Source organism: Flavobacterium sp. IMCC34852, from assembly GCF_030643905.1.
GTDB classification, from domain to species: domain Bacteria; phylum Bacteroidota; class Bacteroidia; order Flavobacteriales; family Flavobacteriaceae; genus Flavobacterium; species Flavobacterium rivulicola.
The window spans coordinates 478165-494622 of the sequence record NZ_CP121446.1; the positions used below are offsets into that span (position 1 = coordinate 478165).

Sequence of the window (16458 nt, forward strand, 5' to 3'; positions counted from 1 at the left end):
TAATTTGAAAATTTGAAAATGAAACCGAAGGTTCACAAACACAAAAAAATATCATCTGTGAGTAAACGGATTCTAATACTATTGCTGTTAATTACCAATGCACTAATGGCTCAAGTCCAGTTTGAAGCCAAAGTGAGTAAGAATACTTTGGGCATCAATGAAAGATTGCGCATTGAATTCACCATGAATGCTGATGGCGATAACTTTGTACCACCGGCTTTTGAATCCTCAGGTTTCAGAGTAGTTGGCGGTCCGAGTCAATCCGTTAGTCAGTCTTGGGTTAATGGTAAAAGTTCCTTCAACAAATCGTATATCTACATTTTATTGCCCACTCAAAAAGGGAATCTGACCATCAAACAAGCTTCCATAGAAATTAACGGACAGATATATAAAACTTCACCCGTAAAAATCAATGTGACCAATGCGGTACAATTGCCTAAAGATCCAAACGAAGCACCGGCAGTAACCGCGGATGAAAATATTTACTTGGTCGCCGATATTTCTAAAGTCAATCCCTACCTCAACGAGCCGATTACGGTGGTTTACAAATTGTACTTTAGCTACAATATAGGGATTTCCAATTGGCGCGAATTGAACAAACCCAAATACAATGATTTTTGGTCGCAAAATATCGATATCAAACAACTCAAAGCCGAAGACGGCATGTTCAAAGGCGAACGCTATCGCTATGTAGTTTTGAGAAAAACGGTACTTTACCCGCAAAAATCGGGCAGATTAGAAATTGAACCGCTTTCCTTGGATATTGATTGCCAGGTTCCTACTAACCGAAGAAATTTTTGGGGACAACCTTTGATGGTAGAAGACAGCAAACGCGTTTCAGCCGGAAGCAAAATCATCAACGTAAAACCATTGCCCGAAGCCGGAAAACCGGAAGATTTTTCGGGTGCTGTGGGTCAGTTTAATTTTAAAGTCAACCCTTCTAAAACAACGCTTAAAAACGGAGAATCACTTGAATTAACGGTAAGCGTAGTTGGAAAAGGAAACTTAAAACTATTCTCGTTACCAAAACCCGTTTTGCCTTCAGCCTTGGAAATGTATGATCCGGTACACGATGAAAATGTATCCACACCACTAACCGGAATGACAGGAAGAATAACCGACAAATACACTATCATTCCGCAATACAAAGGCAATTACCAAATCAAGCCAATTAAGTTTACGTATTTTGATTTGGCCTCAGGAAGATACAAAACCCTTTCGTCCCAACCTATAACCATTAATGTGATGGATGGACCAAGTGTGGCTTCGGGTGAAAAAACCAATGCCAATGAAGTCGCCAAAAATAAAGTAGAAGTCGCCAAAGCATTTGCCTTCAACAAGCAAAAAACGACTTTGAAATCAATGGAAAAAGAAGATTTCTTGGGTTCAGGATTGTTCTATTCTTTGGTGTTTTTACCTTTTTTAGCCATCCCATTATTGATTGTCGGCAAACGAAGAAAAGAAGCATCAGACAAGGATGTGGTTGGTAACAAAATCAAAAAATCAAATGCGTTGGCTAAGAAATATTTGGGCGATGCCAAAAAACATTTGGGGCAAAAAGAACCGTTTTATATAGCTTTGGAAAAAGCGTTACACAATTTCCTAAAAGCCAAATTGAACATAGAAACTTCGGATATGAGTAAAGAAAAAATAACCGAAATTCTAACCTCAAGAAATGCACAACCGGAAACCATTGCTGACTTTATAGCTTTAACCGAAAACTGTGAATTTGCCAGATATGCACCGTCTTCGGAAACAGCTATTCTGCAAGATTATGATAAGGCTGTGAGTATTATTTCAGCATTAGAAAAACAAATAAAATAAGTAGCAACATGAACAAAATACTCTTTATATTGCTATTCGTAACCCAAATCATTTGGTCACAATCAACTTTTGAAAAAGGCAATCAATACTATCAAAAAGAAAACTATCAAGCTGCCATAAACAGTTTTGAAAGCATACTAGAATCCGGAAAAGAATCGGCTGAAGTTTATTTTAATTTGGGCAATGCTTATTACAAATTGCATAAAGTTGCTCCGGCCATTTACAATTATGAAAAGGCGTTGTTATTAAATCCGAATGACGAAGAAATCAAAACCAACTTAGATTTCGCCCGAAAAATGACCATCGATGATATCAAAGTTATTCCGAAAGTCGGGTTCCAAAAACTGATTTCCGATTTTACTTCGAAATATTATTATGATACTTGGGCATGGATAGCAGTAACTTTTGCATTTTTGTTTTTAGCTTTTTTTGCAGGATATTATTTTTCGGAAAAAACCATCTTAAAACGCATTTTCTTTTTTGGAATGTTTGTTTGGTTGGCCGGAATCGGGCTTAGCGCAGCATCCGGATTTTATGAAAAAAACAGAATAGACAATGAAAAGCCTGCCATCATTTTTGCCGAATCTACTGCTTTAAAAAACGAACCCAAAGTGAACAGTCCGGATGCCACCGTGTTACACGAAGGAACCAAAGTTTACATCTTAGAAAGCATTGCCAACTGGAAAAAAGTAGAACTCACCGACGAAACTTCGGGTTGGATTGAGGATAGTGCGATTAAGGAAATTAAATAGTTATTATTTGAAGCCTGTTGGCATATTTTGATAAGCAATTAGCGCAAAAACAATATGTGTTATTAAAATAATTAAACCTGCCTTTTTGATGCTTTTTTTATTTTTATCCAATATTAAACCGTAAAGCGGATATTGAATCAACAATATCAAAATAACAAGAATATTAATTTCATCAAATAAATTTAAGATTAAGCACGGAAAAGGAAAAGTAAAAAACAATAACTCATAATAACCGTGACCACCACCAATTACCATAAAATTTATTACCAAGAGAAGTAGTCCAATTATCGTTAATCTTCCAGTCCATTTTAAATCTTTCATAACTGTTATTATAATTTAAATATCAAAGATAAAAGAAATACCAACTTCTTATCTTTGCAAACTAGTTTTGAATTAGCTTTTAATTCATAACTCATAATTCATAACTCAAAAAATGTCAAGAGACGAACAATTAAAACAACGCTGGGACAAAGTCGTGACCATTCTTTCCAATCAATTTGCCGAAGGAGATTTGCTCGACTTAGACGCCATTATATACTTAATCGGAGTACAAGAACTCGGAAAAGTGCACCAAACTTTTAAAAAAGACGAAAAACTCAACCTGATGCACATCGCCATCTGTCGTTTGCTCGAGCCTTATGGTTACTACGAATTTGACTATGTTGACAAAGAAGGTTGGCCTCATTACAATGTCAAAGAAGCATTACCGCCGTTAAAAGCAGGAGAACAATCGGTTTTGATGAAAGAAGCGATTGTGAACTATTTTCTGGAGAGAGAAGTTATTGATTAGTTGAAAAAACTCTAAACCTTAAACTCTAAACTCGCAACAAATCCCTAAATTTGCACCTTCAAAGTACGACCGATGATAGATAAGATTAAAGAACACATAGAAGAAGCTAAAGCCTTCAATACCAAAAACAAAGAAGCTTTAGAAAATTTCCGTATCAAATATTTGGGCAGCAAAGGCTTGTTGAAAGAGCTGTTTACCGAATTCAAAAATATCCCGAACGAACAGAAAAAAGACTTCGGACAAGTCATCAATACTCTGAAAGCTGTTGCGGAAGAAAAAGTAAAAGCCATACAGGAAGAATTGGAAAGCAAAGAAGAAGTCAAAGGTTTCTATGGCGATTTAACGCGTCCGGCAGAACCAATTACTATTGGCTCTCGCCATCCGATATCTATTGTAAAAAACCAAATCATTGATATTTTCTCTACCATCGGATTCAACGTTTCCGAAGGTCCGGAAATCGAAGACGATTGGCACAATTTCACCGCGTTGAACCTTCCGGAATACCATCCGGCGAGAGATATGCAAGACACCTTTTTCATCCAAACCAATCCCGATGTGTTGTTGAGAACGCACACTTCATCGGTTCAGGTGCGTTATATGGAAAACAACAAACCGCCTATCCGAACCATTTCCCCGGGAAGAGTTTTCAGAAATGAAGCCGTTTCTTCGCGTTCACACTGTATATTTCATCAGGTTGAAGGTTTATATATTGACAAAGATGTTTCGTTTGCCGACTTAAAGCAAACGCTTTTGTATTTCACCAAAGAAATGTTCGGCAAGTCGAAAATCCGTTTGAGACCAAGTTATTTCCCATTTACTGAGCCAAGCGCTGAAGTTGATATTTATTGGGGATTAAAAACAGAAACCGATTACCGCATTACCAAAGGAACCGGTTGGTTAGAAATCATGGGCTGCGGAATGGTTGACCCGAACGTTTTGAAAAACTGTGGTATTAACCCAGAAGAATACAATGGTTTCGCTTTTGGTATGGGAATCGAGCGCATCGCTATGTTATTGTACCAAATCGGCGACATCCGAATGTTCTATGAAAACGACGTTCGTTTCTTGGAGCAATTCAAGTCGAGTATATAAATAAAAGTCAAAAGGGATAAGGGAAAAGACACAAGAACTTTTACTTATCCCTTATCCCTAAAAAATGAAAGCAGACATCACCATCCCTAAAGTAGAAAACGTATTCCTGGCCGCCGTTCAGGAATGGAGCGATGACTTTATGGAAAAGGTTTGGTATGTGTATTTGATTAACGACTCCGACTTCGATTTAGACTCTGTAATGGTCGTTTCTAAAGCTTTTGGTACCATTGCCGGGGAAATGAAAAAAACATCGCTCTTGCGCCACGCATTTATGCAAGTGCCATCAGTTTCTGCTGTAAAAATAGAAATGGTGGAAAAAAGTGTTTTGGAACTCAACAACGAGTTTATGGTCACCTATTTTATCGGGAATACTTTGTACGACAAAAAATTCACTTTCCGCAAAAACATGATTAACGAACGCGCCACCGAAGAAGTGCCGATATTGTTTGTTAATGGTGTAATCGTTAGATAGGTATTATTTGCCTTGGCGCTTTATCTTTTCTCTCCAACCCATATAGCCTAAAAAGAAAATACCCATAGCTATAAAACTAGCGGCTCGAAAATAAAAATCTCCTGAAGAAAATTGTACGGCTAAAGGCTTTTCCTTAATCTCAAACAAAGTCATAAAGGCGGTCATAAATATTCCCCAAAACAAACCGTATTTCAATTGGTACTTCCAACGCTCGCTCATCTTAATCTAATTTTTCGGTTAGTTTTTTGAATACTTTTTTGGCTTCTTTGCCTTCGTATAAAACTTCATATACCGCATCAATAATTGGGGTTTTGGCCTTGTATTCTTGATTTAATTTATAAGCACTTTTTACGGCGTAATAGCCTTCGGCTACCATGCTCATCTCGTGCTGTGCTGCCTGTACCGTATAACCCTTGCCAATCATGTTACCAAACATACGGTTTCTGGAAAATACGGAATAACCGGTTACCAATAAATCGCCCAAATAAGCCGAGTTATTGATGTTTCGTTTCATCTTATGGACTTTGCGGATAAACTTTTTCATCTCGCGAATGGCATTGCTCATAATCACCGATTGAAAATTATCGCCATAACCTAAACCGTGGGCAATTCCGGCGGCAATCGCATAGATGTTTTTCAGCATCGCGGCATATTCAGTTCCAATGATATCATCGGATATTTTGGTTTTAATAAAATGACAGCTCAAGTTATTAGCCACTACTTTAGCTTTTTGGGGATCTGCACAGGCGATAGTCAAATAAGATAATCTTTCTAAAGCCACTTCTTCCGCATGACATGGACCGGTAATCACCCCAATATTATCATATGGAATTTTAAACTCTTTGTGAAAATGTTCCCCTACAATTAAAAACGTCTCCGGAACAATTCCTTTAATGGCAGAGAAAATCACTTTGTCTTTTAAATCAACGGTTAGTTTCTCCAATTCCTTACTAAGGAATGCCGAAGGAATAGCAAAAATTAAATAATCTGCGTAAGCAATCGCTTCATTAATATCGTTGGTCAATCTGAGTTTTTTGATATCAAACTCAACAGAACTTAAGTAATTAGGATTATGTCTTTCTGCTTTTAAATGGTCAATGGCAGATTGGCTTCGCATGTACCAGGCAATTTCGTCTAGATTAACACAAAGCATTTTAGCAATGGCTGTAGCCCAACTTCCGCCACCAATAACCGCAAATTTTGGAGATTCATTCATGAATAGTAACTTTTAGCAAGCCCAAAAATACTCAATTTTAAATGATAAAAGCGGAACTATTTCAATTAGAAAAACAAACAAATACTCAAAGCTATTGCCCGATAAATTATAATAAATAAATATTATTCTTACTAATAAACTATTTTTATGCCGTTTGTCGTTTTTTTTTGCGACTTACAGATGATGTTGCTAGATTAGTAGTCCCAAATCTTTAATAATATGAAAACAAAATTACTTTACCTTTTTGTTGGTGCCTTAGCACTGACATTTGCAGCCTGTGAAAACGAAAGCACCACAGAAGATCATCAATCAAAAAACGCTGGCAACACACCTACAACAGCAAACACGGTCGAGTTAACTCCGTGTACTGTTGCCGATCTTATGGCAGGTCAGAATTATGACTCCGGTGATTTAAGTGTCTACTTTGATTTAGATAATGTATATGTTGAATATACGACAACCGGTAATTGGTTTATTAGGAAATCGCATTTATATGTAGGCGATACCCAATTAATTCCCAGAAATAACAGCGGTAATCCAATTCCGGGTCAATTTCCTATAAACAACAATCATGCTAACGGAACGCAAACCATAACTTATACCATTCCTAAAACAAATTTACCCGAATGTTTTGCAATAGCTGCTCATGCCGAAGTATATCGCATGCAAAATGGTATGGTAGTACAAACAGAAACAGCTTGGGCTTCCGGTCAAAGATTTACGCCAAGAAATTGGGCTACGTTCTTTACTGTTTGCCAATCTGATTGCTTTGACATAGAAGATTATTATTTTGGCAATTAATCAAAAAAAATAAACTGTAAAAACCGTCCAATGGGCGGTTTTTTTTTGGCCTCATAAATACGACTGCAACTCAACTAAAATTTTAAGCCTATAAAAACAGCAAGAAAAAACATCCTTTTGTATTTATTCCTACTAAATTTTAAACAATCTGAATCTATAATCTTGTTAAAAAAAAGAGGTTAAAAAATTAATTATCGTATTATATTTCTTATTTTTATTGTTAATTTGTGCATTTCATCGATTATTTTGTGCTTTTTGTAGATAACTTTATACTTTAGCAGTCCCAAATCTACAAATTATGAAAACAAAAATTTTATCCCTATTTCTTGGTGTATTCACCATTACTTTGACTTCATGTGAAACTGAAAACAGTTCAGATCAAAGTACAGCTTCCAGACAAATTGCTCCGGTAGCCAACAGTGTTAATGTAAGCGAACTATCTCCATGCGCTTATACAGAGCTCATCGCCGATCAACGTTATGATGCCGGAGATATCAAAGTTTATTTTGATGCTACTAATGTTTACGTAGAATACCAAGCCAGCATCAGTTGGTTAATTAGAGAAACCCATTTATTCATAGGAAAACAGAATATGATTCCTTTGAATCGTTATGGTTCACCTAATCCGTCATTATTCCCAATCAGCGAAAGTTTTGAAGGTGGTACTGAAGCAGCTATCTACTCTTTACCAAGAGCAGGTTTGCCAAAATGCTTTACCATATCAGCTTTTGCAGTGGTAAATCGTCTTCAAAACGGTTCAGTGGTTCAAACAGAATCTGCTTGGTCAGAAGGTGTGCGTTTTAACCAAGAGAGCTGGGGAATGTTCTTTGACGTTTGTCAATCAGACTGTTCCAACTAATTAGAATTGATTAAATAATTATAAACCTTTAACTTTGTTTAAAAGCCTTCCAATCTCGGAAGGCTTTTTTATTAATAGCTCATTTCAACTATAGCCTTAACTTTTTCCAAAGTAACGTTTTGTTTTTCGCCTAACGCTTTCCAACCTCTTTCATCAAAACGATTGACAATAAAATCCGCTGTGTTTTCATAATTCGTTGTGTTTTCTGAGAGCTTGGTTTTCATACCCATTTGATGGAAAAAATCAACGGTTTTCTCAATGGCTTTCTCCGCTTTGTCTTCTACTGAATTGCCTGTGATATTCCAAACTCTTTCTCCATACTGCGCCAATTTCTCTTTTTTGGTTTCAAATAAAACGCGGTATAAATTGGGTCCAATAATAGCCAACGTTCTGGCGTGGTCGATTTCATACAAGGCCGTTAATTCGTGACCAATCATGTGCGTTACCCAATCACTCGGAACACCTTTTTGGATTAAACCGTTCAAGGCCATGGTGGCACACCACATATAATTGGAGGCCAACTTATAGTCGGAAGGATTTTCCACAACACTTGGCCCGATTTCAATTAAGGTTTGCAAAATGCTCTCTGCGAATCGGTCCTGTAATAAAGCATCATGCGGATAGGTTAAATATTGTTCCATCACGTGAGTAAAAGCATCGACAACTCCGTTTTGGATTTGCCTTTTAGGTAAAGATGCAATCACTGTTGGATCGCAAATAGAGAATTTCGGGAACAAAGCACTGCCTCCTAAAGTTAACTTTTCCTGAGTGGCTTCAATGGTAACCACAGCGCCCGAATTCATTTCACTTCCCGTAGCCGGCAAAGTCAATACTGTCCCGAAAGGAATCACTTTGGTTACATCAGTAAACAGTACTTTTTTCTTTAAAATCTCAATGGGATTGCCTTCATAATTAACTGCGCCCGATATGAATTTTACACCATCTATCACGCTTCCGCCACCAACGGCTAAAACAAAAGTAATCTTTTCTGCTCTGATGATTTCCACCGCTTTCATCAAGGTTTCAAATCTAGGATTGGGTTCGATTCCGCCAAATTCGATTACTTCAAAACCGTCTAAAGCGGCTTTTACCTGATCATAAACACCATTTTTAAAGATGCTGCCGCCGCCGTATGCCAGTAAAATTTTGGCCTCTTTCGGGACTAAAGTGGTTAATTTTTGTGTTTGTCCTTTCCCAAAAACGTATTGGGTAGGATTGTATAAATCGAAGTTTAACATGGTAATTTGTTTTAGTGGTACAAATTTACAAAAGCGTCAAACGAACAAGTGGTAAAACTATGTTAAGTTTACTTTCGGTAAAAGTTATTGTGGTCTAAATATTCCCAAACATTGTGAGGCAATAATGGGCGAATATTTTTTTTGTTTTTGATTCCTTCTCGAATAAACGTAGCCGAAATTTCAACTATCGGCGCATCGATTTTGTGAATTCTCGGATGGTTTTTTAAAGCTGAATTTTCGACTTCTTCCGAAACTCTGGGGTAAATATAAATATCGTGATGTTGTAAAATATACTCGTAGTTTTTCCACTTGTGAAAGGATTTCAAATTGTCTTCGCCCATGATTAAAGAGAACTCATGTTGCGGATATTTTTCCATCAAATGCGCTAAAGTATTTACGGTATAATTCGGTTGCGGCAATTTAAATTCGATGTCGGAAGGTTTGATTTTCGGATAGTCTTCGGTGGCCAATCTTACCAAATGCAACCGTTGATAATCATCTAACAAAGTGTTTTTCTGTTTCAACGGATTGTGTGGCGTTACTATCATCCAAATTTGCTCCAAATCCGAATGCTCGGCCATATGATTGGCAATAATCAAATGCCCAACATGGATAGGGTTAAAGGTGCCGAAATATAAACCAATTTTCATCTTTACAGGGATAAGGGATAAGGAATAAGGCATAAGAAACTTACTTATCCCTTTTCCCTAATCCCTTGTTGCTTATTTTACAAATTCTTTCACCAACTCATACGCTTCCGCTTTGGCGACATCCAAATCATAATTTTTGATGATGGTATCAAATTGTGGTGCAGTGGCTAATTCTACGTGGGCTTTGGCGATACGCATATTGATTTTTTCATCGCTTTCGGTAGAGCGCTCTTTTAAACGGCGTTTGAGCTCGTCAACACTGGGCGGTTTGACAAAAACTGCCAATGTTTCTTCGGGAAACTTGTGTTTGATACGCAATCCTCCGGCCACATCAATGTCGAAAATTACGTTTTTGCCTTTGGCCCAAATGCGTTCTACTTCACTTTTTAAAGTGCCGTAAAAATTATCGCGATACACTTCTTCCCATTCGATAAAATCCTCGGCTTTAATGTGTTTTTTGAAGTCTTCAATCGACATAAAATAGTAATCTTTGCCGTGTTCTTCCTGTCCTCTCGGTTCACGAGTTGCAGCCGAAATAGAGAATTCTAAGTTCAACTCCGGTTGCGCTAATAAATGTCTTACTATGGTGGTTTTCCCCGAACCGGATGGCGCTGAGAATACTAATAATTTTCCTTTGTTCATTGTTGTTAGCAGTTAGCTGTCAGCTTAGAGCTTAAAGCTTTTTATAATACATTTAAAACCTGTTCCTTAATCTTCTCCAACTCATCTTTCATCATCACGACCAATTTCTGCATTTCGGAATGGTTTGATTTTGAACCCATGGTGTTGATTTCTCTACCCATTTCCTGAGTGATGAAGCCTAATTTTCTTCCGTTGGCTTCGGTTCCGGCTAAGGTTTCTATGAAATAATTTAAGTGATTTTCCAAACGCACTTTCTCTTCGGTGATGTCGTATTTTTCGAGGTAAAAAATCAATTCTTGTTCGAAACGATTCTCGTCTACGTTTTCTTTTAATTCATCTAAAGCTGTTCTCAATCTTGTTTTAACCGTTTCCACTCTTTCGGCATCATAAGCAACCGCATTGTTCATCAACGTCATGATATTGGCAATGCGATGCAAAAACTCTTTTTCCAATGAAACGCCTTCGTCCTTGCGAAACTGAGCAATATTTTCCAAAGCTTCGTCAATCACGGTTTGAATTTGCTTCCATTCGTTTTCGTCAATTTCGTCGCGCTCGGTTTTCAAGGCATCGGGCATTCTGACGGCCATTTTCATCAATTCGGTCTCATCGGCATTTGGGATTACGGCTTTCATTTGGTTGATATATCCTTTGACAATCGGCACATTGATTTTAGAAGAAGTTTCTTCGCCGGTTACCTCAACATAGAGTGAAAAATCAATTTTTCCGCGTTCTAATCGTTGTGAAATTTGGTTGCGCAAACCGAGTTCCATTTCTCTGAAAACAGAAGGCATACGCGTGTTTAAATCCAAACCCTTGCTGTTTAGCGATTTGATTTCTACGGTAATTTTTTTGGTTGGTAATTGCAAAGTCGCTTTCCCAAAACCGGTCATCGATTGTATCATTCGTGTAATTTAATAGACTTCAAATATAAATAAAAGTAATTAGTAATTGGTGATTAGTAATCAGCATCTTCAACAAGAATAATCGCTAATCGTTAGTTGCTCTTTACTTTTTTGGTAACCAAATAAACGCCGACAAATATTAAACTTGCCGATACCAATTTAACCCAAGTCAGTTGATCTTTGCCTAAACTCATAGCGAAGATGGTTGCAAAAAGTGGTTGGAGATAAATAAAAACGGCTACGGTTGTCGGCTTCAATTCCCGCATGGAAACTAAGTTGAACAAGTAAGTAAAGAATGTGGTAAACACGATTACAAAACCAATTTCCCACAGGATTGTTACAGGAATGCTTTGCCATTGAATTTCCTGATATTCGCTCCAACCAAAAGGAATGACCATTAGTAAACCAAAAGTGTAAATCCATTTGACAAAGGTAAAAGCGTTGTATTTGTCCATTAGTTTTTTAACGATTATCAGGTAAAAACCATAGGAAACGGCGTTAATAAAAACAAGGAAATTACCCAAAGAAGCATTCGTAGCATTGCCCATTGATTTGCCATATAAAATGAGAAAAGCAGTTCCGAAAAGGCCGAGCAGAATCCCTATGATTTTCCGAATTTCCATACGCTCTTTCATGATGATGGCGGATAAAATCAGAACAATAATCGGTGTGGTTACCATAATCACTGCCGAAGAAATAGGCGAGGTATAACTCAATCCTTTGAAAAAGGTGAGCATGTTTAAAGCTACGCCAAAGAAAGCTGCCACAATAATTCTTGGAAAATCTTGTCGTTGGATTTTTTCTTTTGGACCAAAAAAAGAAACCAGCCAAAATAAAATCGTAGCTCCAAAAACCCTAAGCAAAATAAACCCGTATGGTTTTACGTAAGTTGGCATAACATCTTTAGCAATCGTAAACGATACCCCATAAATCAGCGAAACCATTGTTGCTGCCAATAAGGCCCAATCGCGCTTACTCATTCGACAAAAAATCTATGGCTTGTTGTACTACTTTTGGGCTGTTGCCCACAAATATTTTACCATTGGCAATGATTACCGGACGCGACAAAAACGTATAGTGTTCCAAAATGTATCTCTTGAAATCAACTTCCGAAAGCTTTTCCTCTTTTAAACCCATTTCTTTATAAAGCGTAGCTCTTTTGCTGAAAAGTGCTTCATAACTGCCCGCCATTTGTGCCATTTCATCGACTTGCTTTACCGTCATCGGTTCGGTTTTAATGTCTTGCAGTTGAAAAGAATCTAAATTGGGCAACGATTTTAAAATGCGTTGACACGTACTGCAGGTTTTGAGAAAGTATATTTTTCGCATGATTAAAAGATTAACTATTCGGTTCACAAAAATACGCGGTTATTGAATGGCAAATTCGTATTTTTATCAAAAAAAATTATGGACGCATCATTCAAAATCTGGGAAACCAACCGACAGTTATATCTCAAATTAATCAACAACTATTCTTTGGAACAACTAAACAAAATTCCTGAAGGATTCAGCAATAATTTGGTTTGGAATTTAGGCCATATCATTGTGGCGCAACAAGGTTTGGTTTACCGTCTTTCGGGATTGCCAATCAATGTTAGTGACGAAATGAATGAAAAGTACAGAAACGGTTCTAAACCAACAGGAACCACAACACAAGCCGAATTAGACGAGCTGAAAATGCTTCTTTTTTCACTTTTGGAACAAACCAAAGAAGATTTTGCGGCCGGAAAATTTGTTACTTACAATGAATATACAACCGGAACCGGATTTCATTTGGCCAATATAAAAGACGCTATAGAATTTAATAATTATCATGAAGGATTGCATTTTGGTTTTATGATGAATATTCGAAAATTTATATAAAATAAAACATCCCAAACATATTATTCGTTTGGGATGTTTTACACTTTAAGAAGCTACTGATTCTTCTTTTCCTTTTTCCATTCTGATGACATTATCAAAATTGAGTCGTATTAATTTTCTTTGATGCCAATACATTTTCAGTTTGAGTTTTGACAAATCGTAAATAATGATTACAATCAAGACTAAACTTACTAAATAGAACATTTTGAAGTTCAAATAAACATAAGTAAACCCGGCGGTGATCGCACCAATCAAATAGAAAGCGGTGATGTAAAGCAACAATTTGGCTCTTCCTTTTAAGGCTTCATTATTGCGGAATTCTTTTTTGGTAAACATCGAAAAAAGAATACCTAAATCAGTGGTTGTTCCGGTTAAATGGGTTGTTTTGACCGTGAAATTTGAAATGCTGGCGGTTAAACCGTTTTGTAAACCCATGGCGAAAAGCATAAGTGCTAACAATATTTCGGTTTCGGCCAAAGTTTCTTTATAAAAGTATTCTCCATAAAACCCAACCATCATCAAACAAATGATTTCCAAAATAAGCGGAATTGAATGCGCGATATAACTGTTCTTTTGATTGAGGTGAATGACAAATAAATTGGAAACAAAACTCCCCAAAAAGAACAAAAATATCCAGGAAAAAACGACTGCAATTTGGTACAAGTTTCCTTTGACAATTTCGGCGGCTAAAATGGCATAATGTCCTGTTACGTTAGAAGAAAAAGAAAAGAACAGCAACAGCGAGCCAATATTAACCATACCGGCAGAAAATGCGGATAATGTCCCTAGCTTTATATTGTCTGAGAGTGATCGGCTATTACTATATTTTCTGAGCATATTAATTTACTTTTTCAAATGTTAAACGGGCAATTCCTCGAGTATGAGCACTGGTATCAAAGTTTAAAATGAGTTTGTCATTTTCAAGTTCGGTCAGACTGTAATGTTCGATGTTGTTGTTGTCGTATTTTAATTCCAAAATATTTCCTCTTCCTTTAATATTCCAAGTAATTTCTTTGGTGTAATTCTCTCCTTTTAAAATGAGTTTCCCATTGGGACAAAAAATCCATTTTTCAGCTTTGTGAATTACCAAATCTTGTCCGGCTATATCTTTTATATAACTCGAATCATTGTCCTCACTCGCTTTGGAAGAAAAAGTTTTTATATCGGCTTTTTCATATTCCCAAGCCAATTCTTTCCATTCACCTTCTATAATCATCTCGGGACTTTTGGCCATACTGATGAGTGTTATAAAAAGAAAAATACCGAGACCAAAAAAGCTTAGGTATCTTATCCATATTTTCATAAAGCGATTTTTAAATTATCCCATAGAAATCTGATTCATAAAAACCTCTGCAATTTTTCCTTTTTCCGGAATGATGGTGTTGAACCCTGAGTCGATTTTGATTACTTGAACTGAGCATTTATCTATAAAACGCGACAAATCAAAACTATTTTTGTTGCTTAAAACCGATTTGTTATCTGTAGTGAAAATTTGTTCTACTTTATTGCCTTCCAAATAATTTTCGAACGCAGACAAATTGTAACCAGTGAATAAATCTATTCGCAATGAACTTATTTGAGAATCAAACTTGTTTTTTATTACTTCACAAGCTTCTTCAAATTCGGGATTGGTTAATGACTCAATCTGTTTGGCTTTAGAATAAAATAGCAAGTCTCTAATAGAATCGCTCAAACTAATACCGTGAACCAATAGGATATCAAAAGTTTGCATTCCTTGGTTATTTACTAAAATCGACTTTAAAACATTTAGTGAGTTTACGGTGAAATCTGTCGGAATTAAAATTGTTTTTCTCATAGCTTATAAATCTTTATTGTTTACAGATACAAAGCTAGAGGAGCGAAATTAGAGTGCTCTTAATTTCAGATTAGAATGTTATTAGAATTGGACAAATGAGATTAGAAAGAGATTAGAAAACCTTAATAATTCGTTAATTTATTGAAAAACTGTGTTATACGGCTTCGGGTTTCCAAGTTGGTATGGTGATTTGAACCGTTGTTCCTTGTTCTTGTACAGAGTTGACAAAAATTTTACCATTGTGCATTCTAAGGATGTTTCTGGTTAAGGGTAAACCAATGCCGTAGCCTTCATAATTTTTGGTATTAGAAGCTCTGAAAAACGGATCATAAATATATTGTATTTCGTCTTCGGGAATTCCTATTCCGGAATCATTAATCACAATATAAACGAAATCATCCGAAGCGCCTATAGAAACGGTTACGGTATTAAAATCAGAATATTTACATCCGTTACTAATGATGTTACTGAATGCCAAATGCAACAGTTGCGTATTTCCGTTTACCTTTAACTTCATTGGATTTTCGGGTAACAGTTCCATGTCGAGATAAATCTTATTCTTGCTGTTCATGCTTTCCAGATTTTCTTTCACATCCCATAAAAGCTGGTCGATTCTGACTTTATCAAATTTTTGAACTTTCCCGTTAAAACCTGTTTGGGCTAAGAACAATAGCGCTTTGGTTTTGTTGTCCAATTTTTCTGCTTCTTGTAAAATGATTTTCAGCGATTCTATGTAATCTTCGGCTTGTCTTGGCTTTGACAAAACCACATCGGTTTCGCCAATAATAGCCGTCAATGGCGTTCTCAACTCATGTGAAGCATTGCTGATAAAGTTGTTTTGGGTTTCAAATGACGTTTCAATCCTGTCTAACATATTGTTAAAAGTCATGGTCAATTGATTAAGCTCGTCGTTGGTATTGTTTTCGTTCAGTCGCAAATGCAAATTCTCAGAACTGATTTCTTTTACCTTTTCGGTGATGGCAGAAATTGGCTTGAAAATATTTTTAGAAAAGTAAAAAGCGATGTATAACAGAATTAATGAAGCAATTCCCATAGCAAACAAAAGTGTATTGATGAGATTTTTAGCCTGATTGATTTCGAAATAATTCTCTGCTGCTGTTATCACAATAAAATCACCTGCCTTTGATTTATAGCGAATGCCTTTGTATAAATATTGCTTAGTGACAAACTCTGCGCTTCCATTTTTAACAGCATCGCTAAAAAATCTTTGGCTTATGCCAACTTTCTTAGCTTCTGCCTTAATGTCTAATTTATCGTTAATTGGAATAAAAAAATCTTTTTCATGAGGTAGTTTTTCCGTGGCCTCATTATCCATTAACAAATTTTTACTAAGTGATTTGGCATCAATATTTTCTCGGGCCACTTTATTGGCTCTGGCTTCGAGTAATTTAAACAAATAGTTTTCGGAGTAACTCGAAACGGAATAATAGATAAACAAACTGAAAAGAAATATAACAACCAAAAATGGAATTAAAAACAACAACGCGGTTCTTGAGCTTCTCTTCATCTGCATAAACTTT

General features: G+C 36.4%; 21 protein-coding genes. 8 read left to right on the plus strand and 13 right to left on the minus strand.

Going from position 1 to position 16458, the window contains the following annotated elements:
• Positions 1-18 precede the first annotated feature (18 nt).
• Together P7V56_RS02060 and P7V56_RS02065 are read left to right on the plus strand one after the other, a co-directional pair.
• The gene (locus P7V56_RS02060) at positions 19-1824 is read left to right on the plus strand and encodes a BatD family protein (RefSeq protein WP_375339194.1); all 1806 of its coding nucleotides are present in this window, start codon (positions 19-21) and stop codon (positions 1822-1824) included.
• An 8-nt stretch (positions 1825-1832) separates the two neighbouring features.
• The gene (locus P7V56_RS02065; RefSeq protein WP_171221332.1) at positions 1833-2576 is read left to right on the plus strand and encodes a tetratricopeptide repeat protein; all 744 of its coding nucleotides are present in this window, start codon (positions 1833-1835) and stop codon (positions 2574-2576) included.
• A gap of 3 nt (positions 2577-2579) precedes the next feature.
• On the opposite strand, the gene P7V56_RS02070 is transcribed toward P7V56_RS02065, so the two are convergent.
• Positions 2580-2897, minus strand: coding sequence for a hypothetical protein (locus tag P7V56_RS02070; RefSeq protein ID WP_171221331.1), 318 nt, complete (start codon positions 2895-2897; stop codon positions 2580-2582).
• A 112-nt stretch (positions 2898-3009) separates the two neighbouring features.
• Here P7V56_RS02070 and P7V56_RS02075 point away from each other — a divergent pair, with 112 nt between their 5' ends.
• The 3 genes from P7V56_RS02075 (at position 3010) to P7V56_RS02085 (ending at position 4930) form a co-directional block, all read left to right on the plus strand.
• Positions 3010-3366, plus strand: coding sequence for a hypothetical protein (locus P7V56_RS02075; RefSeq protein ID WP_171221330.1), 357 nt, complete (start codon positions 3010-3012; stop codon positions 3364-3366).
• A gap of 72 nt (positions 3367-3438) precedes the next feature.
• Complete coding sequence (gene pheS / locus P7V56_RS02080) at positions 3439-4458, plus strand: phenylalanine--tRNA ligase subunit alpha (RefSeq protein WP_171221329.1); 1020 nt, start codon at positions 3439-3441, stop codon at positions 4456-4458.
• 64 nt (positions 4459-4522) lie between these two features.
• Entirely contained in the window at positions 4523-4930 is a 408-nt protein-coding gene (locus P7V56_RS02085) for a hypothetical protein (RefSeq protein ID WP_171221328.1), read from the plus strand.
• A 3-nt stretch (positions 4931-4933) separates the two neighbouring features.
• On the opposite strand, the gene P7V56_RS02090 is transcribed toward P7V56_RS02085, so the two are convergent.
• Both P7V56_RS02090 and P7V56_RS02095 read right to left on the minus strand, forming a co-directional pair.
• Positions 4934-5149, minus strand: a complete 216-nt coding sequence (locus P7V56_RS02090; RefSeq protein WP_171221327.1) for a hypothetical protein — start codon at positions 5147-5149, stop codon at positions 4934-4936.
• A 1-nt stretch (position 5150) separates the two neighbouring features.
• Entirely contained in the window at positions 5151-6146 is a 996-nt protein-coding gene (locus P7V56_RS02095) for an NAD(P)H-dependent glycerol-3-phosphate dehydrogenase (RefSeq protein ID WP_171221326.1), read from the minus strand.
• A 219-nt stretch (positions 6147-6365) separates the two neighbouring features.
• Between P7V56_RS02095 and P7V56_RS02100 the strand changes: the two genes are divergently transcribed.
• Both P7V56_RS02100 and P7V56_RS02105 read left to right on the plus strand, forming a co-directional pair.
• Positions 6366-6947, plus strand: coding sequence for a hypothetical protein (locus P7V56_RS02100; RefSeq protein WP_171221325.1), 582 nt, complete (start codon positions 6366-6368; stop codon positions 6945-6947).
• 298 nt (positions 6948-7245) lie between these two features.
• Positions 7246-7806, plus strand: a complete 561-nt coding sequence (locus P7V56_RS02105; protein ID WP_171221324.1) for a hypothetical protein — start codon at positions 7246-7248, stop codon at positions 7804-7806.
• A gap of 71 nt (positions 7807-7877) precedes the next feature.
• On the opposite strand, the gene P7V56_RS02110 is transcribed toward P7V56_RS02105, so the two are convergent.
• From P7V56_RS02110 to P7V56_RS02135, 6 genes are all read right to left on the minus strand, one after another.
• Positions 7878-9044: an iron-containing alcohol dehydrogenase gene (locus tag P7V56_RS02110; RefSeq protein WP_171221323.1), complete on the minus strand. Its 1167-nt coding sequence runs from the start codon at positions 9042-9044 to the stop codon at positions 7878-7880.
• Positions 9045-9112: 68 nt separating this feature from the next.
• Positions 9113-9694, minus strand: coding sequence for a nicotinate (nicotinamide) nucleotide adenylyltransferase (nadD, locus tag P7V56_RS02115; protein WP_171221322.1), 582 nt, complete (start codon positions 9692-9694; stop codon positions 9113-9115).
• A gap of 72 nt (positions 9695-9766) precedes the next feature.
• Entirely contained in the window at positions 9767-10336 is a 570-nt protein-coding gene (gene gmk, locus P7V56_RS02120; RefSeq protein WP_171221321.1) for a guanylate kinase, read from the minus strand.
• 41 nt (positions 10337-10377) lie between these two features.
• Positions 10378-11238 carry a YicC/YloC family endoribonuclease gene (locus P7V56_RS02125; RefSeq protein WP_171221320.1) on the minus strand — a complete coding sequence of 287 codons (861 nt, stop codon included), beginning with the start codon at positions 11236-11238 and terminating at the stop codon, positions 10378-10380.
• A gap of 92 nt (positions 11239-11330) precedes the next feature.
• A complete protein-coding gene (locus tag P7V56_RS02130) occupies positions 11331-12218 on the minus strand; it encodes a DMT family transporter (protein ID WP_171221319.1) in 888 nt (295 codons plus the stop codon).
• Positions 12211-12567, minus strand: coding sequence for an arsenate reductase family protein (locus P7V56_RS02135; protein ID WP_171221318.1), 357 nt, complete (start codon positions 12565-12567; stop codon positions 12211-12213). Before P7V56_RS02135 ends, P7V56_RS02130 begins: the two co-directional genes overlap by 8 nt.
• A gap of 78 nt (positions 12568-12645) precedes the next feature.
• Between P7V56_RS02135 and P7V56_RS02140 the strand changes: the two genes are divergently transcribed.
• Entirely contained in the window at positions 12646-13101 is a 456-nt protein-coding gene (locus P7V56_RS02140; protein WP_171221317.1) for a DinB family protein, read from the plus strand.
• Between the two features lie 45 nt (positions 13102-13146).
• On the opposite strand, the gene P7V56_RS02145 is transcribed toward P7V56_RS02140, so the two are convergent.
• From P7V56_RS02145 to P7V56_RS02160, 4 genes are all read right to left on the minus strand, one after another.
• Complete coding sequence (locus P7V56_RS02145) at positions 13147-13938, minus strand: YoaK family protein (RefSeq protein ID WP_171221316.1); 792 nt, start codon at positions 13936-13938, stop codon at positions 13147-13149.
• 1 nt (position 13939) lies between these two features.
• Positions 13940-14404, minus strand: coding sequence for a hypothetical protein (locus P7V56_RS02150; protein ID WP_171221315.1), 465 nt, complete (start codon positions 14402-14404; stop codon positions 13940-13942).
• 15 nt (positions 14405-14419) lie between these two features.
• The gene (locus P7V56_RS02155) at positions 14420-14917 is read right to left on the minus strand and encodes a hypothetical protein (protein ID WP_171221314.1); all 498 of its coding nucleotides are present in this window, start codon (positions 14915-14917) and stop codon (positions 14420-14422) included.
• 154 nt (positions 14918-15071) lie between these two features.
• Positions 15072-16451: an ATP-binding protein gene (locus tag P7V56_RS02160; RefSeq protein WP_205959313.1), complete on the minus strand. Its 1380-nt coding sequence runs from the start codon at positions 16449-16451 to the stop codon at positions 15072-15074.
• Between the last annotated feature and the right edge of the window lie 7 nt (positions 16452-16458).

Coding starts and splice junctions, on each gene's coding strand:
- P7V56_RS02060 (WP_375339194.1), top strand. CDS start 19: ATGAAACCGAAGGTTCACAAACACAAAAAAATATCATCTGTGAGTAAA.
- P7V56_RS02065 (WP_171221332.1), top strand. CDS start 1,833: ATGAACAAAATACTCTTTATATTGCTATTCGTAACCCAAATCATTTGG.
- P7V56_RS02070 (WP_171221331.1), bottom strand. CDS start 2,897: ATGAAAGATTTAAAATGGACTGGAAGATTAACGATAATTGGACTACTT.
- P7V56_RS02075 (WP_171221330.1), top strand. CDS start 3,010: ATGTCAAGAGACGAACAATTAAAACAACGCTGGGACAAAGTCGTGACC.
- pheS (WP_171221329.1), top strand. CDS start 3,439: ATGATAGATAAGATTAAAGAACACATAGAAGAAGCTAAAGCCTTCAAT.
- P7V56_RS02085 (WP_171221328.1), top strand. CDS start 4,523: ATGAAAGCAGACATCACCATCCCTAAAGTAGAAAACGTATTCCTGGCC.
- P7V56_RS02090 (WP_171221327.1), bottom strand. CDS start 5,149: ATGAGCGAGCGTTGGAAGTACCAATTGAAATACGGTTTGTTTTGGGGA.
- P7V56_RS02095 (WP_171221326.1), bottom strand. CDS start 6,146: ATGAATGAATCTCCAAAATTTGCGGTTATTGGTGGCGGAAGTTGGGCT.
- P7V56_RS02100 (WP_171221325.1), top strand. CDS start 6,366: ATGAAAACAAAATTACTTTACCTTTTTGTTGGTGCCTTAGCACTGACA.
- P7V56_RS02105 (WP_171221324.1), top strand. CDS start 7,246: ATGAAAACAAAAATTTTATCCCTATTTCTTGGTGTATTCACCATTACT.
- P7V56_RS02110 (WP_171221323.1), bottom strand. CDS start 9,044: ATGTTAAACTTCGATTTATACAATCCTACCCAATACGTTTTTGGGAAA.
- nadD (WP_171221322.1), bottom strand. CDS start 9,694: ATGAAAATTGGTTTATATTTCGGCACCTTTAACCCTATCCATGTTGGG.
- gmk (WP_171221321.1), bottom strand. CDS start 10,336: ATGAACAAAGGAAAATTATTAGTATTCTCAGCGCCATCCGGTTCGGGG.
- P7V56_RS02125 (WP_171221320.1), bottom strand. CDS start 11,238: ATGATACAATCGATGACCGGTTTTGGGAAAGCGACTTTGCAATTACCA.
- P7V56_RS02130 (WP_171221319.1), bottom strand. CDS start 12,218: ATGAGTAAGCGCGATTGGGCCTTATTGGCAGCAACAATGGTTTCGCTG.
- P7V56_RS02135 (WP_171221318.1), bottom strand. CDS start 12,567: ATGCGAAAAATATACTTTCTCAAAACCTGCAGTACGTGTCAACGCATT.
- P7V56_RS02140 (WP_171221317.1), top strand. CDS start 12,646: ATGGACGCATCATTCAAAATCTGGGAAACCAACCGACAGTTATATCTC.
- P7V56_RS02145 (WP_171221316.1), bottom strand. CDS start 13,938: ATGCTCAGAAAATATAGTAATAGCCGATCACTCTCAGACAATATAAAG.
- P7V56_RS02150 (WP_171221315.1), bottom strand. CDS start 14,404: ATGAAAATATGGATAAGATACCTAAGCTTTTTTGGTCTCGGTATTTTT.
- P7V56_RS02155 (WP_171221314.1), bottom strand. CDS start 14,917: ATGAGAAAAACAATTTTAATTCCGACAGATTTCACCGTAAACTCACTA.
- P7V56_RS02160 (WP_205959313.1), bottom strand. CDS start 16,451: ATGCAGATGAAGAGAAGCTCAAGAACCGCGTTGTTGTTTTTAATTCCA.